Origin of the sequence: Bradyrhizobium sp. RD5-C2 (assembly GCF_019972155.1) — a bacterium.
Classification (GTDB): domain Bacteria; phylum Pseudomonadota; class Alphaproteobacteria; order Rhizobiales; family Xanthobacteraceae; genus Bradyrhizobium.
Map to the genome: position 1 here is coordinate 233,587 of NZ_BOVL01000012.1, position 14,605 is coordinate 248,191.

A 14,605-nucleotide genomic window follows, 5' to 3' on the forward strand; every position below is an offset into this window, starting at 1 on the left:
CGTCTAGCGCCCCATCATCCTGACATCGGCGATCGCACCGGCGATGGCCGAGGCCGCCGCACTCGCTGGGCTCGCCAGATGCGTCCGCGCCCGCGGTCCCTGCCGGCCGACGAAATTGCGGTTCGAGGTCGAGACCGAGCGCTGCCCGGGCGCCACCACCTCGCCGTTGGCGGCAAGGCACATCGAGCAGCCCGGCTCGCGCCATTCGAAGCCGGCCTCGATGAAGATCTTGTCGAGCCCTTCGGCAACCGCCTCGCGCTTGACGTTCTCCGAGCCCGGCACCACCCAGGCGCGGACCCCGGCGGCGACCTTGCGGCCGCGCGCGACTTCGGCCGCGGCGCGCAGATCGCTCAGCCGGCTGTTGGTGCAGGAGCCGATGAACACCCAGTCGACCGGCGTGCCGGCGATCGGCGCACCGCCCTGCAGGCCCATATACTCGAGCGCGGTCTCGATTGCGGCGCGCCGTGCCGGATCGTCGACTGCCTTCGGATCGGGAATGAGGCCATCGACGCCGACGACATGCTCGGGGCTGATGCCCCAGGTCACCTGCGGGATGATCTTCTCGACATCGATCACGACCTCGCGGTCGAACACCGCATCGGGATCGCTCGGCAATTCGCGCCATGCCTTGACTGCCAGATCCCACATCTCGCCTTGCGGCGCATAGGGACGGCTGCGCAGGTACTCGAAGGTTTTTTCATCGGGCGCCACCATGCCCATCTTAGCGCCGAGCTCGATCGAGAGGTTGCAGATCGTCAGCCTTCCCTCGATCGGCAGTTCGCGGATCGCACTGCCGGCATATTCGACCGCGTAGCCGGTGCCGCCGGCCGCACCGATATGCCCGATCAGTGCGAGGATCATGTCCTTGGCGGTGACGCCGAGCGGCAGCTTGCCCTCGAAGCGCGCGCGCATCGTCTTCGGACGCTTCTGGATCAGCGCCTGCGTCGCCAGCACGTGGGTGAGCTCGCTCGACCCGATGCCGAAGGCGAGCGCGCCGAGGCCGCCATGGGTGCAGGTGTGGCTGTCGCCGCAGACGATCGTCGCGCCCGGCAGGCTCAAGCCGAGCTCCGGCCCGATGACATGGACGATGCCCTGGCCGGGCTGATCGACATCGAAGAGCGTGATGCCGCTCGCCGCCGTCTCGGTCCGCAGCGCGGCCAGCAATTCCTGTCCGATCTTGCTGGTTCCGGCGCGGCCGGGCGCCGTCGACAACGCATGATCCGGCGTCGCAAACGTCAGTTCGGGATTGTGAACCTTGAGGCCACGGCTCTTGAGATCGAGCAAGCCGCGCGAGCCGCCGAGATCGTGCAGCAGATGGCGATCGATATGAAGGAGGTCCGTGTCCTCGCTCAAACGGGCGATGACATGCTGGTCCCAGATCTTCTCGAGCAAACTGCGTCCGGGCATCCGCCTTCCCCTGCTCTCCGCGTTTCCATGCGGCTTGATCGAATTGGCGCCAATCTGTGCCAAAGTTGTCGTCAAGTGAAGCAGTTTTGCCCTAACATCACATATGTGATGGAAGGCGCGGTCGTTGCGCCGCCGCGGAGACAGCCATGCCGAACGCGAACAAGACGGCCATCGTCAAATCGGCCATGCGGTCGTTTGCTGTTCTGGAGTTCTTTCGGGAAAGAAAGCGGGCTGCTTCCGTGACTGAAATAGCTTCCGCGCTTCAGATGCCCCAATCGAGCACGTCAGTGTTGCTTCGCAGTCTCGTTGAATTGAACTACCTTGAATACGACCGACGAACCCGGCGTTTCATCCCCAGCTACCGGGTCAATCTGCTTGGTGATTGGATCCGTCGTTCTCCGTTCCGGGACACAAAGCTCACCGATCTGATGGAGGAACTCTGGACCGCGACGGGCGGCGAGACCGTGATGCTTGGGCAACAGGCCGGCGCCGCCGGGATGCGGTATCTGCACGTTGTCCCGGGCGGCAATCAGCTTCAGTTCATTGCAAATGCCGGTCAAATACGACCGATGGTTCGCACCGCGCTCGGACACGTGCTGCTGAGCCAGATGCCGAACACCAAAATTCGCGGCATCATCCGTCGCAATAACGCCGAGGAGCCCAGTCAGTCGGCGCGCGTTCGCGAAGCGGCATTTCTGGAAGAGGTCGAGCGCATCCGCCGCCGCGGCTTTTCCGAGTCGAGCGGCCGCACGACGCCGGGCGCAAACACAATCGGCATGCTTGTTCCCCTGCCAAAGCGACGCGCGCCGCTCGCGATCGGCATCGGCGGGCCAATCGAACGGATCGCGGCAAAGCGCGCGCAGATCATTGAAGTCATGCAGAGCCGGCTGAAGGAACTGACAGATGTGGCGCCGTAGCCCGGACGGAGCCAACGGGTCGCGCGAAGCGCGCCCGATGACAGGCTCCGCGCAATCCGGGCTACAAATGCGCGCCGAAATTCCTACGACGCCAGCGCTTCCTCCGGCATGACGGCCGACAGATGCTGGCTCTCGGCCACGGCGCGGTTGGTGATGCGGCCGCGATGGACGTTGAGGCCGGCGCGCAGATGCGGATCCTCGACCAGCGCACGCAATCCCTTCGACGCCAAAGCCAGACCAAACGGCAAGGTGGCGTGGTTGAGCGCATGGCTCGAGGTCACCGGCACCGCGCCCGGCATGTTGGCGACGCAGTAATGCACGATGTCGTCGACCAGATAGGTCGGCGCCTGGTGCGTGGTCGCCTTCGAGGTCTCGAAGCAGCCGCCCTGGTCGATCGCGACATCGACCAGCACTGCGCGGCGTTTCATGCCTGCAAGCTGCGCGCGCGAGACAAGTTTCGGCGCGCTGGCGCCGGGCACCAGCACCGCGCCGATTACAACGTCAGCCGCGAAAACCTCCTGCTCGATCGCCTCCAGCGTGGCGTAACGGGTGCGGACGCGCCCGAGGAAGAGATCGTCGAGCGCGCGGAGCCGCGGCAATGAACGGTCGAGGATGGTGACGTCGCTGCCGAGGCCGGCGGCCATCCGCGCCGCGTGGGTGCCGACCACGCCGCCGCCGATGATCGCAACGCGCGCCGGCGGAACGCCCGGCACGCCGCCGAGCAGCTTGCCCATGCCGTCGGCGGATTTGCGCAGCGCGGCGCCCGCGGCCTCGATCGCCAGCCGGCCGGCGACTTCGCTCATCGGCGCGAGCAGCGGCAGCCCGCCATGTGCATCGGTCACAGTCTCATAGGCGACCGCCGTGCAGCCGGAGGCGATCAGCCCCGTGGTCTGCGGCACGTCGGGCGCGAGATGCAGATAAGTGAACAGGATCTGGCCCTCGCGCAGCCTGCTCCATTCGGACGGCTGCGGCTCCTTCACCTTCACGATCATCTCGGCGACCGAGAACACCTCTTCGGCGGTGTCGGCAATCCGTGCGCCGGCCTGGGTGTAGACGTCATCGCCGGCACCGATGCCGTCACCGGCGCCGCGCTGGACCACGACCTCGTGGCCGTGCGCCACATATTCCCGCACCGAGGCAGGCGTCAGCCCGACCCGATATTCCTCGACCTTGATTTCCTTGGGCACGCCGATGCGCATGGTCCGCTCCTTGAAGAATTCGTTTCCCTTAGCCTCAAGGCTATTCCTCGTCACACGGCGTTTCTCAGCGAATTCCGGCTTGTGCACATGCAAATACGCTCATATCCTTCGTTTCCAGCTCAGCCCTCGAAGGAAAACTGCGTGGACGGTCTCGATCGTATCGATCTCAGAATCCTTGCCGAGCTGGTCGCCGATGCGCGCGCTAGCCAGATCGAGCTCGCCGAGAAGGTCGGGCTGTCGCCGACCGCCTGCGCGCGGCGCATCCGTCATCTCGAGGAGATCGGCGTGATCCGCGGCTACCGTGTCGACCTCGAGCCGACAGCGCTTGGCCTGGTGACCACCGTCGTCGTCACCATCACGCTGGAGAAGCAGAGCGAGGATTATCTCGCAGCCTTCGAGGCCGCGATCGCGCGCTGCCCCGACGTCGTGTCCTGCCATCTGATGTCGGGCAGCGACGATTATCATTTGCAGGTCATCGCCCGCGACATCGCCGACTTCGAGCGCATCCACAAGCAGCATCTGTCGCGGATGCCGGGCGTCGCCCGCATCCATTCCAGCTTCGCGATGCGCGAGGTGGTCCGCCGCACCATTCCGGAGACCGCGCTGCGCGGCTGAAGGCCGATCGCCGCGTCAGGACGGATGGCGGCTCGCGCGCGGCCACATCCGCGCCAGCGTGTCGTCCTTCTTGACGACGACATGCCAGAGCGTCGCGGCGATGTGCAGCGCGACCACCGCATAAACGAAGTAGGCAAGTACGCCATGCGCGAGCTCGCCGGCCTCCGCGACCGCCTTGTTGTCGGCGAACAGGCGCGGCCAACTGAAGGTCCAGAAATAGCGCAGCGAATAGCCGCCCGCCGACGAGAACATGTATCCGGTCACCGGCATCACGAACAGGATGGCGTAGAGCGCCCAGTGATTGAGCCGTGCCGCGATCCTGACCAGCGGCGAGAACGAGCCCTGCTCCGGCGGCGCCGTGGTCACGGCGCGCACCATCAGCCGCAGGATCGCCAGGAAGAACAGGGTGACGCCGAGCGACTTGTGCACCTCGAGCAGCTCGCGCCGCGGCGACGTTCCCGCCGGCTGCAGCCCGCAATAAAGCCCGATCAGCATGGCCGCGATGAACAGCACCGCCGTCGCCCAGTGAATCCGGCGCAACAGCGGATCGTAGCTGGCCGTCATGTCCGTCGTCACGAGGCGCCTTCGGTTGAAGCCAGCCCGTGCGGGTTCGGCCCGAAAATGGAAGCCGTTCCATAGATGATCGCGCGACGCCTGCCTACGGGGCGGGCGTCAACTTCGATCACGATCGCGAAGGGGTGGCGGGCCGATGCTCCCCTCAATCGTCATTCCGGGGCGCGCGAAGCGCGAGCCCGGAATCCATCCAACCGCAACACGGCCCGATGGATTCCGGGCCTGCGCCTTCGGCGCATCCCGGAATGACGAAGGAGGGACGGCGCGCCTCGGAATGACGAACGGAGGGTCCGCGCAGCCACGCGCTCACTGTCACAAATGCCGCGCTGTCACAAACCGCGCCCGCTGTCACAAACGCTGTCACAATCGGAGCCGCCCGGCCCCGCGCCACACGCATTTTTTAGTCGTGATACGCCGCCTTCTATGACAGAATTACTACAATTCAATATCAGTTCGGTTACACGCGGAGCGGTGAATGAGCATGGAGTGGCGGGCGCGGCCGGTTTCGCTGGCTTGGTCGAATCCAGTGGTCCGGTGGTGGGGCTTCCTGAGCCTCGTCAGCGCTGCCAACATCGCGATCTGGTTCGCGCTGTACCGCCAGTTCCATGAGCAGTCGAACGGCAGCTTCAGCAACACGTCCGGCATCGGCCTGATGCTGCTGCTCTGCGCGGCCTATGTGTTCGGCTGCGCCTTCCGCTCGGTGCTGCCGCGCGCCGACGTGCAGCGCATCTGCCTGTTCGACACCTGGCTGTCGAGCGTCGTTGTCGGCCGCACCGTCGCCACCGTCGCCGAGGTCTGCTTCGCCGCGCAATGGGCGATTATCCTGCATCAGCTCGGCACCATGACCGGCGCCGAGACCACCATCAACATCGCCTGGATCATCGTGCCGCTGATCGTGATCGCGGAATGCTTCTCCTGGTATGCGGTGCTGACCACCCATTATCTCTGCAACGCGATCGAGAACTCGATCTGGGCTGTCGTGTTCTTCCTGGTCGGGATCGCGCTGTGCCGGCTGCTGCCCGAGTTTCATGGCCCGGTGCGCTGGGCGTTCATCGTCGCGATCGTCGGCATCGCCGCCTTCCTCGCCTTCCTGATGACCGTCGACGTCCCGATGTATCTGAACCGCTGGCGCGCCAACCTCGCCGCCGGCGGCACGCTGCTGCATCCGCTCGAGGGCCTGCGCGACGTCAGCAGGCGGTGGGTCGTGACCCATGACATCGCCGAATGGCGCGAGGAGATCGCCTGGATGTCGCTGTATTTCAGCATGGCGGTATGGTCGAGCCTTGCGCTCTGCGTCGGCTACTCGCTCGAGGATCAGCTGCCGCGCTACCGCACCGAGCCTGCGATCCTCGCGACCACGCCGGCGATCGAAAACCCGACACCGTCGATCGTCAGCACGACGCCGGCGGCGCAGCACACCGCAACGATCGACGCGGCGGCGCCGTCACGGAATTGAACGGCGGTCGCCGCGCGCGGCTTGTGGCCGTCAGCGTTTCCGGAGTAAACGCTGGATCGTCCCCGCTCATCCATCCGCGCGTTCCATGCCCCGCATCACCATCATCGAAACCGGGCTCGTCAGTCCGCAATTCCGCGAGCGCCACGGCAGCTATCCGCAGATGTTCCAGCGGATGGTGGCGACTTCATATCCGTCGGTCGCCTGTGACGTCGTCAGTGTCGCCAACGGTGAGGCACTTCCGGATCCGGCCACGTTGGATGCGATCCTGATCACGGGATCGGCGGCCGGCGTCTATGACGATGTCGCCTGGATCGCGCCGCTCGAAGCCTTCGTGCGCACAGCCCACGACAAGCACGTTCCGATGGTCGGCGTCTGCTTCGGTCATCAGCTGATCGCGCAAGCGCTTGGCGGCACAGTGCGCAAGTCCGAGAAAGGCTGGGGCATCGGCCGCCATGTCTATCGGATAGCGCCGGACAACGGGCTGCTCGCGGGCGACACGATCGCGGCGGCCGCCTCGCATCAGGACCAGGTGATCACCCCGCCCGCCTCTGCGCGCACCATCATGGCGTCCGAGTTCACCCCGCATGCCGGGTTGCTCTATGCCAACGGCACGACGCTGTCGGTGCAGCCGCATCCGGAATTCAGCGCCGATTACGCCGACGCGCTGTGCGACCTGCGCCGCGGCCTCGCGCCCGACGCCGTGGTCGAAACCGCCAAGGCATCGCTCACCGAGCCGCTCGACCACGCCACGCTCGGCGGCGTGGTCACGCGCTTCCTCATGCGCCGCGGGCCTGAGTGAGAACCCTCAAGTCATGCTGCCCGGCATGAAGCAGCGCACGCGCGGGTGGCCGTCGATATAGTGCTTCCACACCATGGTTCGCCCGATCTTGTTCGGCTCGGTGATCAAGGCCTCGTCCGGCACCACGACCCATTCGTCGTCGATGTGCACGCGATAGTGACCGTGGTCCGATTCCCAGTCCGGATCGGCGACCACGGATCCGTCGGCGTCGGAACAGCATTGTCCGTAGCCGCTGTGCAGGCTTTCAAACCAGGGCTTTAGAGGTGAATTGGCGTAGCGGCCGTCATCGCGCGCCAGGGTCGGCGATGTCAGCCACATCGCCCCCAGCAGCAGTGCCGCACGCGTGATGGCGTGCATGTTGTGGTCTCCGCAGATCTGATCCAGCTGCGGGCGCGCATCACTTACTGTTCGCCGGCGACATTGCCGTCGCGGGCGAAACACGACGAATCGGCGCCCCAGCACCTTGCATTGAAGTATGCAAGAGCGACGCCAGACTGCATTCCGGGAGACTACGGCCGACGAAAGTATTGGGGGCGCGGACCGTCGCGTGCCGCGCAGGGCAGGTCGCCTTTTCAGGCACGCGCGATCGCCTTCGGCACGACTCGATCAGCGGATCGCCGCAGCGACCTCGGGGACCAGCGGCGGTGCGCTTCGTGACGCAGCCTGCAGCGCGCATTCGACGAACCGGCGTGGCAAGAGCGAGGCGTTCGAACGCATCGCCACCAGCATGCGGCTCTCCGCATCCGGCGTGTCCAGCGCTTTCGCGACCACGTTCATGACGCCGGCCTGCTGGTAACACGACGGCAGGATCGAAAGTCCGATCCCGGCCGCCACGAGGCTGAGCACCGTGCGCAGTTCATGAGCTTCCTGCGCGATCCGCGGCGCAAAGCCGGCCCTCCGGCACAGCATCGCCGCCTGGTCGCCGACGCCGCAACCGCTTTCCGCCATGCCGACGAATTCATGTTCGGCAAGGTCGGCAACGCTGAGCTTGCCGGGCGCGGCGGCCAGCGGATGATCGATCGGCAGGAACACCATCAACCGGTCGCGCCAGACGACATGAACCTGCAAGTCCGCCGCCGGCCGGAAATCCAGCGGCGGCCGCATGATCGCGACGTCGAGCTCGGCGTCGGCGAGCGCCTGCAGCTGCTTTGCGGTCGACATGTGCCTGAGCTCGATCTTCACCCGCGGATAGCTGCCGCGGAAGCTGCGGAACAGTTCGGCGAACATCTCGAGCATCGGAACCGAGTCGGTGAAGCCGACACGGACCGCGCCAGCCTCCCCGCGCGCGGCGCGGCGCACGGTCTCCGACGCAAGGTCGAGCTCGCTGACAGCACGCCGTGCGTGCTCAAGCAGCAACTGGCCGGCCTGGGTGAGCTCGACCGCACGCCGCGTCCGCGACAACAGCTGAGTGCCGAGCTCCTCCTCCATCGCCTTGATCTGCGTGCTCAGCGGCGGCTGGCTGACATGCAGCCGCTTGGCGGCGCGGCTGAAGCTGAGCTCTTCGGCCACCGCGATGAAGTAGCGAAGCTGCCTGTAATCCATCGCTTATTCCGTTTCCCTATAAGTGATGGGTCAAAGCGGTATTTGACCTCCCACGGCCGTTTCCCGATCTTGGCGGCAAAACGCCGATGCTCCAAGGGGCAACACGCGCAGCCGGTCAGCCATGCGAAATCGCCGCGAATAACAGGCGCTCCGCCCGGTTCGGATCACAAGCGCGATAACAAGAAGCAAGGGAGGATTCCAATGGGCCAAGCGTCCGTCAGCGAGCTCGAACAGCAAACCATCCGCCGGGTCTATTGGCGGCTGATCCCGATCCTCTTCGCCATGATGTTCTTCAACTATCTCGACCGTATCAATCTCGGCTACGCCGGGCTGACGATGAACAAGGATCTCGGCCTCAGCCCCGCGATCTTCGGCTTTGCCGCCAGCATCTTCTTCCTCGGCTACATGGTGCTCGAAGTGCCGAGCAATCTGATGCTGCACTGGCTCGGCGCCCGGATCTGGCTCGCGCGGATCCTGATCACCTGGGGTCTCGTCGCCACGCTCACGGCCTTTGTCTGGAATCCGCTCAGCCTCTATGTGATGCGGTTCGGCCTCGGCGTCGCGGAAGCCGGCTTCATGCCCGGCGTGGTGCTGTATCTGACCTACTGGTTCCCCGCGCGCTACCGCGCCCGCGCGGTCGCCGGCTACATCATCGCCGGCTCGTTCTCGGCGGTGCTGGGCGGGCCGATCTCGACCAGCATCATGACCTTCCTCGACGGCGCGTCCGGCCTGCATGGCTGGCAATGGATGTTCATCGCCGAGGGCGTGCCGACCATTCTGCTCGGCCTGTTCACGCTCTATTATCTGACCGACCGTCCCGCCAAGGCGAACTGGCTCACCAAAGAGCAGGCCGCCTGGCTGGAAGGCGAGCTCGCCACTGAGCGGGCCGAGATCGAACAACAGGGGCAGCACAGGTTGATCGAATGCGTGCTCGATATCAGGGTCTGGCTGCTGGCGGCGCTGTTCGGCTGCGCGCTGGTCGGGATCTATGGCCTGCTGCTGTGGCTGCCGCAGATCATCAAGGGGATGGGCAATCTCAGCAACATCGAGGTCGGCTTTCTATCGGCGATCCCGCCGCTGCTCGGCGTCGTCGGCACCATCGTGGTCAGCCGCAGCTCGGACAAGACAGGCGACCGCAAGTTTCATCTCGCGGCCGTCTATCTGCTCGCCGCCGTCGCCATGCTCGGCAGCGCCTATGTCGCGAGCCCGGTGCTGGCCTTCGTGTTCCTCTGCATCGTCGGCTTCAGCCTGAACGCCGGCAATCCGCTGTTCTGGAGCATCAACGCCTCGCTGCTGACCGGCGCGGCCGGCGCCGCTGCGATCGCCATGGTCAACACGCTGGCGCAGTTCGGCGGGCTGATCGGCCCGTGGTGCATCGGGCTGATCAAGGACTCCACCGGAAGCTTCTCCTGGGCGCTGGTCGGCATTGCCGGCTTCCTGTTCGTCGCCTCCGCCATCGCCGCCACCATGCGCGTCAAACCGCGCGAGACGGAATTGACGGGCGCGATCCCGTCATCCGTCGCACACTGAAAAACCTACTAAGGACGCAACCATGATCATCGACTGTCACGGCCATTACACCACCGAGCCGGCCAAGCTGCAGATCTTCCGCGACAAGCAGCTCGCCGGCCTCGCCGATAAATCACGCCGGCCGCTCACCACCAATCTCGGCATCACCGACGACGAGATCCGCACCAGCGTCGAGGGTGCGCAGCTCCGCCTGCAGAAGGAGCGCGGCACCGACGTCACCATCTTCTCGCCGCGCGCCGCCGGCATGGCGCATCATGTCGGCAAGGAAGCAACCAGCCGCGAATGGACCACGATCTGCAACGACCTGGTGCACCGGGTCTGCACGCTGTTTCCGCAGAACTTCGTCCCCGTCTGCCAGCTGCCGCAGAGCCCGGGCGTGCAGCCCAAAAACTGCATCGAGGAGCTCGAGCGCTGCGTGACCCAGCTCGGCTTCGTCGGCTGCAACCTCAATCCCGATCCGGCCGGCGGCCACTGGTGCGATCCGCCGCTGACCGATGAATGGTGGTATCCGCTGTATGAGAAGATGGTCGAGCTCGACGTACCGGCGATGGTCCATGTCTCTTCGTCCTGCAATCCGTGCTTCCACGGCACCGGCGCGCACTACCTCAACGGCGACACCACCGCCTTCATGCAGTTCCTGACCTCTGACCTGTTCAAGCGCTTCCCGACCCTGCGGTTCATCATCCCGCATGGCGGCGGCGCGGTGCCCTATCACTGGGGCCGCTACCGCGGCCTCGCACAGGACATGAAGCTGCCGCCGCTGTCGGAGCATCTGTTGAAGAACGTGTTCTTCGACACCTGCGTGTATCATCTCCCCGGCATCGAGCTGTTGACCCGTGTGATCCCGGTCGAGAACATCCTGTTTGCTTCCGAGATGGTCGGCGCGGTGCGCGGCATCGACCCTGAAACGGGACATCACTTCGACGATACCCGCCGCTACATCGATGCGCTGCCGCTGAGCGCGGAAGACAAGGCCAAGATATTCGAGGGCAACGCCCGCCGCGTCTATCCCCGCCTCAACGCCCATCTCGACCGCCGCCCGCACTAGGCGACCGCGCCGACAACACACCGGAGAACACCGATGGCCATAGGATTTGCAATTCACAAGGCGAAGCGGAAAGTGTCGCCTGACCTCGTCGCGCGCTACCGCACGCTGCCGGTCGCCAATATCAGCGATGTGATGTCGCGGATCGCAGGCACCAACCGGCTGCGGCCGATGCATGCCGGCGGCTGGCTCGGCGGCCCGGCGCTGACAGTGAAGACCCGGCCCGGCGACAATCTGATGGTGCACAAGGCGATCGACCTCGCGCAGCCGGGCGACGTGATCGTGGTCGACGCCGGCGGCGTGCTGGTCAACGCCATCATCGGCGAGATCATGTCGACGCTGGCCGAGAAGAAGGGCGTCGCGGGCTTCGTGATCGACGGCTCGATCCGCGATGCCGGCGCGATCCGCGCCGGATCGTTCCCGGTGTTCGCCGCCGGCGTCGCCCATCGCGGCCCCTACAAGGACGGCCCGGGCGAGATCAATTGCACGATCTCGATGGACGGCATGATCGTCGAGCCCGGCGATCTCATCGTGGCCGACGATGACGGCGTGCTCTGTGTGCCGCATGACGACGCCGAGGCCGTCTGCAAGCTGACCGAGGCCAAGAAGGCAACCGAGGAGAAGGCCATCCAGCAAATCCTCGCCGGTACCAGCGACCGCCGCTGGGTCGATGAGGCCCTGCACCGGCTCGGCTGCGAGTTCAAGGACTGACCTGCCGCCGCTGCCCAGGAGGCGGAATGCCTGCCTCTTGGGCATAAGTCTCCGTACAACCGGCGAAAATCACCGCCGCGCGAACGGTTGGCGCGTCCGTCGATCGGCATCGGGAATTTTTCCCGATTGCAGATGGAAAAGAATCCCGAACCTCCGGGACACATCTTGTTTGCCAAAGCTAAAGCGCTCCCGCAGTCTCGAAGCCAAGGTTCGTCGGGGATAAAAGTCGAACCGGGACAACAGGGTGGGCGTTATGGCTGGTGCGTTGTTGCGTACGGCAACACGATTTTTGTCTGGTTCGGTCACGACGCGCGGCGCTGCGGCCGTGCTCACCGCCATCGGAGCCGCAGCGCCGCTGACGATGGTGCAGGCCCAGACCCCCGCCCCGACCGAACTGCCGCCGGTCACCGTGATTGCCCCCTCGCCGCTTTCGGGGACGCGCAGCATCAAGCCAGCCTCCCGGCCGGTGGTGCGGACCTCACGATCCGCCCGAACACGGGCCGCGCCGGCGCAAACTGCGGCGGCGCCCGAGGGCGGCACCGGGGTCCCGGGCCCCTCCGACCGCGACTCGAGTCTGCTCGACCGCGACAAGATCCCGTCCAACACCGAGGTGCTGACCTCGGCGGATTTCAGCCGCAACTATTCGACCAACTTTCTCGACTCGGTGAATCGCAAGCTGCCCGGCGTCACGCTGACCGACCAGACCGGCAACCCGTTCCAGCGCAATCTCGACTACCGCGGCTTCGTCGCCTCGCCGGTCCAGGGAACGCCGCAGGGCATCGCGGTCTATCAGAACGGCGTCCGCATCAACGAATCCTGGGGCGACGTGGTCAACTGGGATTTCATCCCGGAAAAGGCCATCGACCGGGTGTCGCTGGTGCCCAACAACCCCGTCTTCGGCCTCAACGCGATCGGCGGCGCGCTCAGCATCCAGATGAAGAACGGCTTCACCTATCAGGGCTCCGAGGCGGAACTGTTCGGCGGCTCTTACGGGCGCGTGCAGGGCAGCGTGCAGGCCGGCGGCCAGCGGGACAACATCTCCGCCTATGCGGCGTTCGAATCCGCCTATGACCGCGGATGGCGCGATTACGCCAATTCGTCACACGTCAACCGGATGTATGTCGACATCGGCGCGCGCAACGATGACACCGAATTCCACGTCAATTTCACCGGCGCCAGCAATCTGCTCGGCAACGTCGCCGCAACGCCGGTCGAGATGCTCAACCAGCGCTGGTCCAGCGTCTACACCTGGCCGCAGTCGACGCTGCTGCAGCTGGCCTTCGTCAACGCCACGCTGAGCCATAATTTCTCGGACACCTGGTCGTTCCAGGGCAACGCCTATTTCCGCGGCTTCCGACAGTCCCATGTCGACGGCAACGGCACCGACGTTGCGCCGTGCGACGACCCCACCACTTTGTGCATCGGCGACGGCCTCCCGGTTTTCGGTCCGGCAGACGGTCCCGCGACTCCGAACACGCTGGGCAACGCTTTCCTCGGCGAGATCGATCGTAACCAGGTTGCGACCAACAACTATGGTGGCACGGCCCAGTTGACCAACACGGACAGGCTGTTCGGGCACGACAACCACGTCGTGATGGGCGTCAGCGTCGACCATGGCAACACCAAGTTCACGGCGTCCAGCGAACTCGGAACGGTCGACCCGAACAACCTGTTCGTGACCGGCACCGGGGTCTTCATCAATCAGCCAGACGCCGGTCTCAGCCCGGTCGACCTGCGCGCGACCAATACGTACACCGGCGTCTACCTCACCGACACATTCGATGTGACGAACCGGTTCTCGGTCACTGCCGGTGGACGGTTCAATTATGCCCAGATCGACCTGAAGGACCAGACCGGGACCAACGACCTGCTCAACAGCAGCAACCACTTCCAGCGATTCAACCCGGTGATCGGCGGCACCTTCAAGATCACCCCGAACCTCACCGCCTATGCCGGCTATTCGGAGGCCAACCGCGCGCCGACGCCGCTGGAGCTCGGCTGCTCCGATCCTAACCATCCCTGCATGATCGACACCTTCCTGGTGGCCGACCCGCCGCTCAAACAGGTGGTGTCGCACACCGTCGAGGCCGGCCTGCGCGGCAGCTGGGGCCGCGACGCCAGGACCGGCGTGCTGAGCTGGGGCCTGGGCGTGTTCCACACCCTGTCCGACGACGACATCATCCAGGTCACGAGTCCGCTCGGCGTCAACAATTTCGGCTTCTTCCAGAATGCCGGGCAGACCCTGCGGCAGGGCATCGAGGCCAAGCTCGACTATCGCATCGATCGCTGGAACGCCTACGCCAACTACACCTATGTCGACGCCACCTATCGAAGCGCGGTTACACTGTCTTCGCCGAACAATCCGAATGCCCTGACCAACGATGCCGGCGCCCAATTTGTCAACGTCATGCCGGGCGACCACATCCCGGGCATTCCCGCGCACCGCTTCAAGGCCGGCGTCGACTACAACGTGACCGATGCGTGGAAGATCGGCGCCGACCTCAACGTCGTGGGCAGCCAGTGGATCATCCACGACGACACGAACCAGAGCCCGAAGGTGCCGGCCTATTCGGTCGTCAATCTGCACACGTCGTATCAGATCACGAAGAACATCGAGGTGTTCGGCCTGATCAACAATGTATTCAACCAGCACTACTATCTGAGCGGCGCGTTCTATCAAACGGGCGGCTTCACCAGTGCCGGCGGCCTGCCCAACCTGATGGCGCAACTGAGCGATCCCCGCACCTTCGTGCCCGGCATGCCGCTCGCCGCCTACGCCGGCATCAGGGCGAAGTTCTAGGACGGTTTTCT

Annotated in this window: 13 protein-coding genes; 8 read left to right on the plus strand and 5 right to left on the minus strand. The window is 65.2% G+C overall.

Going from position 1 to position 14,605, the window contains the following annotated elements; genetic code table 11:
* Positions 1-3: 3 nt before the first annotated feature.
* Positions 4-1,407 (minus strand): 3-isopropylmalate dehydratase large subunit, encoded by a 1,404-nt coding sequence (leuC, locus tag BraRD5C2_RS15370; RefSeq protein WP_223969554.1) that lies wholly within the window; start codon positions 1,405-1,407, stop codon positions 4-6.
* A gap of 146 nt (positions 1,408-1,553) precedes the next feature.
* On the opposite strand from leuC, the gene BraRD5C2_RS15375 reads away from it, so the two are divergent.
* The gene (locus BraRD5C2_RS15375) at positions 1,554-2,324 is read left to right on the plus strand and encodes an IclR family transcriptional regulator (protein WP_223969555.1); all 771 of its coding nucleotides are present in this window, start codon (positions 1,554-1,556) and stop codon (positions 2,322-2,324) included.
* Positions 2,325-2,407: 83 nt separating this feature from the next.
* On the opposite strand, the gene ald is transcribed toward BraRD5C2_RS15375, so the two are convergent.
* Positions 2,408-3,523: an alanine dehydrogenase gene (ald, locus tag BraRD5C2_RS15380; RefSeq protein WP_223969556.1), complete on the minus strand. Its 1,116-nt coding sequence runs from the start codon at positions 3,521-3,523 to the stop codon at positions 2,408-2,410.
* Positions 3,524-3,610: 87 nt separating this feature from the next.
* On the opposite strand from ald, the gene BraRD5C2_RS15385 reads away from it, so the two are divergent.
* Positions 3,611-4,138, plus strand: a complete 528-nt coding sequence (locus BraRD5C2_RS15385; RefSeq protein ID WP_212316444.1) for an Lrp/AsnC family transcriptional regulator — start codon at positions 3,611-3,613, stop codon at positions 4,136-4,138.
* 15 nt (positions 4,139-4,153) lie between these two features.
* Here the strand turns inward: BraRD5C2_RS15385 and BraRD5C2_RS15390 are convergent, their stop codons facing one another.
* Entirely contained in the window at positions 4,154-4,714 is a 561-nt protein-coding gene (locus BraRD5C2_RS15390; protein ID WP_223969557.1) for a cytochrome b, read from the minus strand.
* Between the two features lie 478 nt (positions 4,715-5,192).
* On the opposite strand from BraRD5C2_RS15390, the gene BraRD5C2_RS15395 reads away from it, so the two are divergent.
* Together BraRD5C2_RS15395 and BraRD5C2_RS15400 are read left to right on the plus strand one after the other, a co-directional pair.
* Positions 5,193-6,167: a hypothetical protein gene (locus BraRD5C2_RS15395; RefSeq protein ID WP_223969812.1), complete on the plus strand. Its 975-nt coding sequence runs from the start codon at positions 5,193-5,195 to the stop codon at positions 6,165-6,167.
* Positions 6,168-6,252: 85 nt separating this feature from the next.
* Positions 6,253-6,966, plus strand: a complete 714-nt coding sequence (locus BraRD5C2_RS15400; protein ID WP_223969558.1) for a type 1 glutamine amidotransferase — start codon at positions 6,253-6,255, stop codon at positions 6,964-6,966.
* Between the two features lie 6 nt (positions 6,967-6,972).
* Here BraRD5C2_RS15400 and BraRD5C2_RS15405 read toward each other — a convergent pair whose 3' ends face one another.
* Complete coding sequence (locus BraRD5C2_RS15405; protein WP_223969559.1) at positions 6,973-7,323, minus strand: hypothetical protein; 351 nt, start codon at positions 7,321-7,323, stop codon at positions 6,973-6,975.
* 249 nt (positions 7,324-7,572) lie between these two features.
* Positions 7,573-8,508, minus strand: coding sequence for a LysR substrate-binding domain-containing protein (locus tag BraRD5C2_RS15410; protein ID WP_223969560.1), 936 nt, complete (start codon positions 8,506-8,508; stop codon positions 7,573-7,575).
* Between the two features lie 201 nt (positions 8,509-8,709).
* On the opposite strand from BraRD5C2_RS15410, the gene BraRD5C2_RS15415 reads away from it, so the two are divergent.
* The 4 genes from BraRD5C2_RS15415 (at position 8,710) to BraRD5C2_RS15430 (ending at position 14,594) form a co-directional block, all read left to right on the plus strand.
* Entirely contained in the window at positions 8,710-10,038 is a 1,329-nt protein-coding gene (locus tag BraRD5C2_RS15415) for an MFS transporter (RefSeq protein ID WP_223969561.1), read from the plus strand.
* Positions 10,039-10,060: 22 nt separating this feature from the next.
* Complete coding sequence (locus BraRD5C2_RS15420; protein ID WP_223969562.1) at positions 10,061-11,086, plus strand: amidohydrolase family protein; 1,026 nt, start codon at positions 10,061-10,063, stop codon at positions 11,084-11,086.
* 33 nt (positions 11,087-11,119) lie between these two features.
* On the plus strand, positions 11,120-11,794 hold the full coding sequence (locus tag BraRD5C2_RS15425; RefSeq protein WP_223969563.1) for an RraA family protein: 675 nt from the start codon (positions 11,120-11,122) through the stop codon (positions 11,792-11,794).
* Positions 11,795-12,119: 325 nt separating this feature from the next.
* Entirely contained in the window at positions 12,120-14,594 is a 2,475-nt protein-coding gene (locus tag BraRD5C2_RS15430; RefSeq protein ID WP_223969564.1) for a TonB-dependent receptor, read from the plus strand.
* Positions 14,595-14,605: the final 11 nt, after the last annotated feature.

Excerpts from the sequence above, each read along its gene's own strand:
- BraRD5C2_RS15395 (WP_223969812.1), top strand. The coding sequence starts at position 5,193 with ATGGAGTGGCGGGCGCGGCCGGTTTCGCTGGCTTGGTCGAATCCAGTG.
- BraRD5C2_RS15415 (WP_223969561.1), top strand. The coding sequence starts at position 8,710 with ATGGGCCAAGCGTCCGTCAGCGAGCTCGAACAGCAAACCATCCGCCGG.
- BraRD5C2_RS15405 (WP_223969559.1), bottom strand. The coding sequence starts at position 7,323 with ATGCACGCCATCACGCGTGCGGCACTGCTGCTGGGGGCGATGTGGCTG.
- BraRD5C2_RS15385 (WP_212316444.1), top strand. The coding sequence starts at position 3,611 with ATGCAAATACGCTCATATCCTTCGTTTCCAGCTCAGCCCTCGAAGGAA.
- BraRD5C2_RS15400 (WP_223969558.1), top strand. The coding sequence starts at position 6,253 with ATGCCCCGCATCACCATCATCGAAACCGGGCTCGTCAGTCCGCAATTC.
- BraRD5C2_RS15420 (WP_223969562.1), top strand. The coding sequence starts at position 10,061 with ATGATCATCGACTGTCACGGCCATTACACCACCGAGCCGGCCAAGCTG.
- BraRD5C2_RS15425 (WP_223969563.1), top strand. The coding sequence starts at position 11,120 with ATGGCCATAGGATTTGCAATTCACAAGGCGAAGCGGAAAGTGTCGCCT.
- BraRD5C2_RS15375 (WP_223969555.1), top strand. The coding sequence starts at position 1,554 with ATGCCGAACGCGAACAAGACGGCCATCGTCAAATCGGCCATGCGGTCG.
- leuC (WP_223969554.1), bottom strand. The coding sequence starts at position 1,407 with ATGCCCGGACGCAGTTTGCTCGAGAAGATCTGGGACCAGCATGTCATC.
- BraRD5C2_RS15410 (WP_223969560.1), bottom strand. The coding sequence starts at position 8,508 with ATGGATTACAGGCAGCTTCGCTACTTCATCGCGGTGGCCGAAGAGCTC.
- ald (WP_223969556.1), bottom strand. The coding sequence starts at position 3,523 with ATGCGCATCGGCGTGCCCAAGGAAATCAAGGTCGAGGAATATCGGGTC.